Source organism: Tersicoccus solisilvae, from assembly GCF_014643255.1.
Taxonomy (GTDB): domain Bacteria; phylum Actinomycetota; class Actinomycetes; order Actinomycetales; family Micrococcaceae; genus Tersicoccus; species Tersicoccus solisilvae.
On the sequence record NZ_BMJI01000018.1, the window covers coordinates 60,871 to 68,753 of the forward strand.

Sequence of the window (7,883 nt, forward strand, 5' to 3'; positions counted from 1 at the left end):
GGGAGGGAACGGTCGGGGCGTCTGTTGCGCGATGGATGCGCCGTTCACCAGTGTTCCAGTCTACGGCCCGCCCGCACCATGCCCGGCCGTCGGACGGCGACTCTTGACACCACGCGCGCCACTTGGTTGGTTAGTTACTGTAGTAACTAACCAACCAAGTAGGAGTCAGCGTGGACGACAGTCGACCGATCTTCCTCCAGATCGCGGAGCAGATCGAGAACGACATCATCAACCGCACGCTGCCCGAGGAGAGCCAGGTGCCCTCGACCAACGAGTTCGCCGCCTTCCACCGCATCAACCCCGCCACCGCGGGCAAGGGCGTGAACCTGCTCGTCGATCGCGGCGTGCTCCAGAAGAGAAGGGGAATCGGCATGTTCGTCGCCCCCGGCGCTCGGGACCGCATCGTCAGCGCCCGTCGGGACGCTTTCAGCGCCCAGTACATCGCCCCGCTCCTGGCGGAGGCGTCCAAGCTCGGCATCACCACCGGGCAGCTCCGATCCATGATCGATGACCGGTCCCGAGCCGAGGAGGACCACCGATGACGGCTATCGCCCGCGTCCGCGACCTGACCAAGCGCTACCACGAGGTCACCGCCGTCGACGGCGCCAGTTTCGACCTCGAGGAGAACCGCATCCACGGCCTGCTCGGCCGCAACGGTGCCGGCAAGACGACGCTGATGCGCCTGTTGACCGGGCAGGAGTTCGCCAGCTCCGGGTCGGTCGAGGTCTTCGGCCACTCCCCCGTCGAGAACGCCGCCGTGCTGGCGCGGGTCTCCTTCATCAAGGAGAGCCAGAAGTACCCCGACGACTTCCGGGTGCAGCACGTGCTGAAGACGGCCCCGTGGTTCTTCGACGGCTGGGACGCCGAGTTCGCCGATCGCCTCGTCGACGAGTTCCGCCTCCCGACCCGCCGCCGGATCAAGAAGCTCTCCCGCGGGCAGCTCAGCGCGGTCGGGGTGATCGTCGGCCTCGCGGCGCGCGCTCCGCTGACCTTCTTCGACGAGCCGTACCTCGGGCTCGACGCCGTCGCGCGGCAGACGTTCTACGACCGCCTCCTGGAGGACTGGGCGGAGCACCCGCGCACCGTCGTGCTCTCCTCCCACCTGATCGACGAGGTCTCCAACCTGCTCGAACGCGTCATCCTCATCGACGAGGGACGGATCGTGGTGGACGCCGAGGCGGACGAGCTCCGCGGATCCGCCGCCACCGTCGCGGGCACCCGCGCCGCCGTCGACGCCTTCGCCGAGGGCCGCGACGTCATCGCCCGGGACGGCATCGGCGGGCTCGCGTCCGCCACCATCTCCGGGCTCGACGAGAGCGGCCGCCACGCGGCGCACGCCGCCGGACTGGAACTCGCCCCGGTCTCGCTGCAGCAACTCGTCATCCGACTCACCCGCACGCCCGCCGCCGTCACCGACGGCGACCCTCACCAGGAGCGCAGCGCATGACCACCACCGCCCCCGCCCATCCCGCCCCGTTCCGTTCCCCCTCGACCTCGGGGTCGCGGATCGGCAGCGTCGTCAGACTCCATTTCGCCAATCCGATGACCGTCGTCGTCATTCCCGCCATCGTGCTCGGCGGGATCTTCCTGGTGAACCTCGCGATCTGGTGGATCATCCTGCGGTCGGTGCCCGCGGAGGCCCAGGCGGACGCGCGCGAGGGCCTCCAGTGGAGCGGCGCCACGTTCTACCTCTTCGTGTACATGCTCATCGTCGCGGTGCAGGCGATGAACGCCACCTTCGCCTTCGCCCAGGGCTTCGGCGCCACGCGTCGCGACTACTATCTCGGCACGTCGCTCGTCTTCGTCGTGCTCTCCCTGGGCTGGAGCGTGGCGTTCACCGTGATGGGCCTGCTCGAGACGGCGACCGGGGGGTGGGGGCTCGGCGGCCGGATGTTCACCGCCATCTACTTCACCGAGAACCCACTCAGCCGTTTGCTGATCGTGTTCCTCGCCTTCCTGTTCTTCTTCTTCATCGGCGCGGCCATCGCCACGGTGTTCGTGCGGTGGCGGGGAACGGGACTGACGCTGTTCCTCGTCGGCGCCGCCGTCGTGCTCGTCGGCATCGCGGCACTCGTCACCCTGGGGGACGGCTGGCCTGCGGTGGGCGCGTGGTTCGCCGCGGCCGGCCCGACCGGCGTCGCACTGTGGAGCCTGGTCATCACGCTGCTCGCCGCGGTCGCGGGCTTCCTCAACCTCCGCCGCGCCACCACCCGCGACTGACGGTCGGCGACGCCGGCACCCGACACCGCACGGTGCCGGGTGCCGGCGCCGCCGTCAGGCCTTGCCGCGGAGGATGCGGTGCCAGTAGATCCAGGGGAGGGCGTGGCGGTCCAGCAGGAAGGTGCTGCGGCGTTCCTTCCGGAGCTCGATCAGCCTGGTGCTGGGCATCGGAGCGCCGTCGGGGCCGAACTCGGCGAACACCATGGTGCGGCGGCTGACCGTGAAGGGGCTGACCGTGTAGCCGGTGGCGCGCTGCGTCGGCGGCTTGCCCGCGAGCACGGACCGGAGGTTCTTCGCGACGACCGGCGTCTGCTTGCGCAGTCCCCCGCCGGAACTGGAGCCCGGCGTCGCGGCGATGTCCCCGAGGGCCCACACGTTCGGGTGGCGGCGGTGCTGCAGGGTGCCGGGGTCGACGTCGACGAAGCCGCCGGCGTTCACGGACGACAGGCCGGAGTGCTCGACCCAGGCGGGCGCGGCGTGCGGCGGCGTCAGGTGTAGCAGGTCGTAGGTCAGTGCGGAGGTGGCGCCGTCGGTCGCCAGGGTGGCGGTGCTCGTCTCCCGGTCGAGGCGGCGCACCGTCGTGTTGGTGCGCAGCTCGATACCGTACTCGGCGATCGTGCGCATCAGCTCGTCGTCGACGACGGGCACGCCGAAGACGGTGGGCGTCGGGACGGTGAGCACGACGCGGATGTCGCCGAGCACCCCGCGGCTGCGCCAGAGGTCGCACGCCAGGTAGAGGATCTTCTGGGCGGCGCCGGCGCACGGGCAGGTGTCGTCCGGCATGGTGAACAGGGCGGTGCCCGAGCGCATCCCGTCGACCAGCCGCCACGTCTTCGGCGCCAGGTCGAACAGGTAGTTGGTGGACGCGTTCTCGGCCAGGAGCGCCTCCGCTGAACCCGGAATGGCGTCCCAGTCCGGCCGGGAGCCGGCGGCGAGGACGAGCTGGTCGTAGCGGATGGTGGCGCCGCCGGTCAGCGTGACAGTCGAGGCACCCGGGTCCACGCGGTCGACGGCGTCGCGCACCCACCTGGAGCCCGACGGCATGGCCTGCTCCTGCGGCCGGCGCGCGGCGTCGATCGAGGCGAGGCCCGCACCGACGTAGGAGAGCAGCGGCCGGTACTGGTGCTCGACGCGCGGTTCGACGATGACGACGTCGTTGACGCCCTGCCGGTTCAGCCGCGCGGCCAGCGACACGCCGCCGTTCCCGCCGCCGACGATGAGGACCTGGGCATGGATCGGGACGGTGTCGGTCTCGCGCTGGGCCATGCTCTGGGACACTACACCGGTTGTCTCGGTAGTCGAGATGTCTTCCGGTTCGATCTGGCGGCTGGGTGGGTGCGGCGTCGGACGCGAGCGTGGGGTCAACAACGCGCGCGGAGACGGTGTCGGTGGGCCGCCGCGGTCGCCGATGGGACCGGTATTGCCGAACGGGACGGAATTTCGCGCGCCGACGGCAAGAACGGTCCCAAACGGTGTGCGGAGGCCTCGACGGCCTCGACAGTCCGCCGTCAGCAAACGACGGCGGCAGCGCGCCACAGCCAGGCGGGGAATTCATCCGAACCCGATGGGCAACCGCCGATGGGACCGGTAGTGCCGAACGGGACGGAATTTCGCGCGCCGACAGTAAGAACGGTCCCAAACGGTGTGCGGCGGCGCCGACGGTCCGCCGTCAGCAACGACGACGACGGCGCGCCACAGCTATGCGGGGAATTCGTCCGAACCCGATGGGTAACCGCCGATGGGACCGGTATTGCCGAACGGGACGGAATTTCGCGCGCCGACGGTAAGAACGGTCCCAAACGGTGTGCGGAGGCCTCGACAGCTTCACGGTCCGCCGTCAGCAACGACGACGGCGACGGCGCGCCACAGCTATGCGGGGAATTCGTCCGAACCCGATGGGTAACCGCCGATGGGACCGGTAGTGCCGAACGGGACGGAATTTCGCGCGCCGACGGCAAGAACGGTCCCACTTGGTGTGCGGAGGCCTCGACGGTCCGCCGACAGTAAGAACGGTTTCAAACGGTGTGCAGACTCGCCGAGGCGGCACCGGGCACGACAACGGAGCTCGTGTCAGTCGGCCGGCAGCGCCACACCGCTGGCCGCGACGGCGGCGCTCACGTGGGACGCCAGGGCGACGCGGATCGTCTCCGTCGCCGCCTCCATCCGGGCCCGCCCGGTGAGCCCGGCGTCGGTCGTAATGGGGACCGGCGCCCCGAAGTGAACGGTGAAGCGGCGGCGCAGGCGGGGGATGTGGCCCACCCGCTCCCCTGTCCGCCGGGTGCCGAGGACGGCGACCGGGACCACCGGGGCGCCCGTGGCCAGCGCCAGCCAGGCGACCCCGCCGCTGATGGCGGCGACATCGCCCCCGCCGCGGGTGCCCTCGGGCAGAATTCCGACGCAGCGGCCCGCCTCGAGCACGGCCTTCGCCGTCTGCAGCGCCCGCCGGTCCCCCGCCCGGTTCACCGGCAACTGCCCCGAGTAGTGCAGCACCGTGCCGAGGAACCCGGTGAACATCTCCCGCTTGACCAGCACGTTCATGAACCGCGGTGCCGCGCCGACCAGCACCGGGCCGTCCAGCGCCGAGATGTGGTTGGCCGCGAAGATGACCGGTCCGGTGACCGGCACCGTGTCGGCGCCGACGACGTCTGTCGCGTACAGCGCGTGGTCGAGGAATCGCCCCACGGGCCGGCTCCACCGGTTCATCCACAGCGACGGTGCGGCATGCTCCCCCGGGCGCTCCGCGCGGGTCGCGGCGTTCATGAAGCGGTGCTCACGTCGCGGTTCACGTCGCTGCGTTCACTTCGACGCGCGGATGACGTCGATGACGGCGTCAACGGTCTGCTCGAAGTCCAGCTCGGTGGAGTCGACGGTGGTGACGCCGTCGGCGGCGGTCATGAAGTCGACCACGGTGGAATCCTTCGCGTCGCGCTCGACGACGAGCCGGTGCAGCGTGGCGTCGGAGTGGGTGCCGCCGAGCTGATCGCCGCGTCGACCCATCCGCGCCTCGGGCGAGGCGGTGAGCAGGATGCGGGCGGTGGCGTCGGGGGCGACGACGGTGGTGATGTCCCGGCCCTCGGCGACGACGCGGCGGCCGGTCTGCTCGATCAGCCGGCGCTGCCGCTCGACCAGCACGGCGCGGGCGGCCGTGTTGGTGGCGACGGCGCTGACGGCGCCGGAGATGCGCGGCTCCCGGATGGCGGCGGTGATGTCCTGCCCGTCGATCTCGACGGTCTCGTGCTCCGGATCCAGGTGCATCGTCAGCGGCAGCTCGACGGCGGCCTCGACGACGTCGGACGCCAGCTTCTCGTCGGCGGCGGCGGTTGCGGCGGTCAGGTCGATCCCCGAATCCAGGCAATACCAGGTCAGCGCGCGATACATGGCACCGGTGTCGAGGAACTGCAGGCCGAGCCGCTGGGCGACCGCCCGGCTGACGCTCGTCTTGCCCGAGCCCGAGGGCCCGTCGATCGCGACGACCAGCTCGCCGTCGAACGCGTCGAACCCGTTGCTGCCGTTCCGGCCTACTGCGCTGGCGCTCACGCGACCACCTTCCATCCTCGGCCGGTCAGGTCATCGACCAGCGACTGCTTCTTCGACGGCAGCACGGCGATCTCCACCATGCCCACGGGCAACCCGGCGGAGTGCCCGAGCCGCATGTCCTCCAGGTTCACATCCAGGCTGCCGATCTCGGTCAGGAGCAGGGCGATCTGTCCCGGCTTGTCGTCCACGAGCACGGTCAGCCACGCGAACTGCTGGGCCGGGCCGCCGTGCTTGCCCGGGATCCGGGCCTGCCCGGCGTTGCCCTCCGCGATGAGCTGCGCCATGTCGAGGCGGGCCCCGGGTGCGGTGGGGGCGCGGAGGGTGTGCAGCAGCCGGTCGATGTCGGCGCGCATGCCCTCGAGTGGCTCCACCAGGTGGCGGGCGTTGGCGCCGAGGATCTGCACCCAGAGGCCCGGGTCGCTCGCGGCGATCCGGGTGACGTCGCGCAGCCCCTGCCCGGCCAGGGACAGGGAGGCCGCCGGGGTGTCCTGCAGCCGGCTCGCCAGCAGCGACGACACGACCTGCGGCAGGTGCGAGACGAGGGCGACCGCCTCGTCGTGCGCCGCCGGCTCCATCGTGGTGACGACGCCGCCCAGGTCCACGGCGAGCGAGGTGACCGTCCGGTAGGCGTGAGGGTCGACGTCGTCGTGCGGGCAGAGCACCCAGGGCGCGGACGTGAACAACTCCGCCCGGGCGGCCACCGCGCCGGAGCGTTCGCGGCCGGCCATCGGGTGGGAGCCGAGGTAGCGGCGGACGTCGACGGCGTCGTCGTCCACCGCCGCCGCCCGCACGTCGTCGAGCACCGCGGTCTTGACGCTCGCGACGTCGGTGACGACGGCGCGCGGGTACGTGCGCAGGGCCTCGACGACCAGGCTGCCGCAGACGTCCGGCGGGGCGCCGATGACGACGAGCTCCGGTGCCAGGTCCGCCGGGGCGTCCGCGAGCGGCGACCCGGCGGCGATGTCGGTGGCCACCGCCTCCGCGGACGGCGAGGCGTCCGAGAGGTAGACGTCGATGCCGCGCTGCCGCAGCCCGAGGCCGATGCTGGCCCCGAGCAGGCCGGTGCCGATGATCAGCACCGGACCGTGCAGGTGGGCGGACTTCTTCAGCAGCGTCGGGTTCATCCGCGGCCTACAGGCCGACCGAGGCGAGCAGGACGCCGGCTTCCTGGCGGCCGAGCGCGCGGATCGAGCCCTGCTTCTGGTCGCCCAAGGCGATGGGGCCGAGCTTGACGCGCACCAGGCGCAGTACGGGGAAGCCGACGGCGTCGAACAGGCGACGCACGATCCGGTTGCGACCCGAGTGCAGCACGACCTCGATCAGCACGTGACCCGGGGTCGAGTCGACCAGGCGGAACGAGTCGACGCTGGCGAGCCCGTCCTCGAGCTCGATGCCCGCCTTCATCTGGGCGCCGATGCCCTTGGGCAGCGGACCGCGGACCTGCACGAGGTAGGTCTTCGGCACCTCGTAGGACGGGTGGGTGAGCCGGTTGGCCAGCTCGCCGTCGTTGGTCAGCAGCAGCAGCCCCTCGGTGGAGACATCGAGGCGGCCGACGTGGAAGAGCCGCTCGGGCGTCTCCCGGAGGAAGTTCGAGATGGCCGGGCGGCCCTCGGGGTCGTCCATGGTGGAGACGACGCCGGCGGGCTTGTTGAAGACGAGGTAGCGCAGGGTCTCGTCGACCTGGATGCGGATGCCGTCGACGTGGATGGTCGAGCGCTGGGGGTCGACGCGGATGCCGAGCTCGCGGACGATCTGCCCGTCGACCTCGACGCGGCCGGCCTCGATCATCTCCTCGCAGACGCGCCGGGAGGCGACGCCGGCGTGGGCCATGATCTTCTGCAGCCGCTCGCCGTCCTTGCTGTGGAGGCGCTCGGGGCGGGCCAGCGGGCCGGACGGCGGCGGGGTCGCGCTGCCGCGGTGCTTGGGGGCGTGGGTCCTCGGCGTCTTGCCGACGGGCTTGACGTCCTTGCCGAACCGCTCGTTGGCGAAGGGCTTCGCGGTCCTGCCGTCGCCGGGCTTGCTGCGGCCGGGGGCCTGCTTGCCCGCGCCGAACTTCGCGGCGCCACCGGGTCGACCGGGCCGGCCGCCGCCGGTGCGTCGGTCGTCGCCGGCACGGCCGCCGCCGG

The 7,883-nt window shown here is 71.5% G+C and carries 8 protein-coding genes; 3 read left to right on the forward strand and 5 right to left on the reverse strand.

Annotation, left to right across the window (positions count from 1 at the left end; genetic code table 11):
- Positions 1–170: 170 nt before the first annotated feature.
- Genes IEX22_RS12535 through IEX22_RS12545 form a run of 3 tightly spaced genes read left to right on the forward strand, consistent with a single transcriptional unit; the run spans position 171 to position 2,220 of the window.
- Positions 171–542 (forward strand): GntR family transcriptional regulator, encoded by a 372-nt coding sequence (locus tag IEX22_RS12535; protein ID WP_188668749.1) that lies wholly within the window; start codon positions 171–173, stop codon positions 540–542.
- Entirely contained in the window at positions 539–1,447 is a 909-nt protein-coding gene (locus IEX22_RS12540; protein ID WP_188668750.1) for an ABC transporter ATP-binding protein, read from the forward strand. Before IEX22_RS12535 ends, IEX22_RS12540 begins: the two co-directional genes overlap by 4 nt.
- On the forward strand, positions 1,444–2,220 hold the full coding sequence (locus IEX22_RS12545; RefSeq protein WP_188668751.1) for an ABC transporter permease: 777 nt from the start codon (positions 1,444–1,446) through the stop codon (positions 2,218–2,220). Before IEX22_RS12540 ends, IEX22_RS12545 begins: the two co-directional genes overlap by 4 nt.
- Before the next feature lie 54 nt (positions 2,221–2,274).
- Here IEX22_RS12545 and IEX22_RS12550 read toward each other — a convergent pair whose 3' ends face one another.
- The 5 genes from IEX22_RS12550 to IEX22_RS12570 all read right to left on the reverse strand — a co-directional run.
- Complete coding sequence (locus IEX22_RS12550; protein WP_188668752.1) at positions 2,275–3,486, reverse strand: NAD(P)/FAD-dependent oxidoreductase; 1,212 nt, start codon at positions 3,484–3,486, stop codon at positions 2,275–2,277.
- Positions 3,487–4,290: 804 nt separating this feature from the next.
- Positions 4,291–4,980: a lysophospholipid acyltransferase family protein gene (locus tag IEX22_RS12555; protein ID WP_188668753.1), complete on the reverse strand. Its 690-nt coding sequence runs from the start codon at positions 4,978–4,980 to the stop codon at positions 4,291–4,293.
- 36 nt (positions 4,981–5,016) lie between these two features.
- Positions 5,017–5,757, reverse strand: a complete 741-nt coding sequence (gene cmk / locus IEX22_RS12560) for a (d)CMP kinase (RefSeq protein WP_229660014.1) — start codon at positions 5,755–5,757, stop codon at positions 5,017–5,019.
- Positions 5,754–6,881, reverse strand: a complete 1,128-nt coding sequence (locus tag IEX22_RS12565) for a prephenate dehydrogenase (protein ID WP_188668755.1) — start codon at positions 6,879–6,881, stop codon at positions 5,754–5,756. The genes cmk and IEX22_RS12565 overlap by 4 nt, the downstream gene beginning before the upstream one ends.
- Before the next feature lie 7 nt (positions 6,882–6,888).
- The coding region (locus tag IEX22_RS12570) for a pseudouridine synthase (RefSeq protein ID WP_188668756.1) at positions 6,889–7,883 on the reverse strand (995 nt) is incomplete at its 5' end.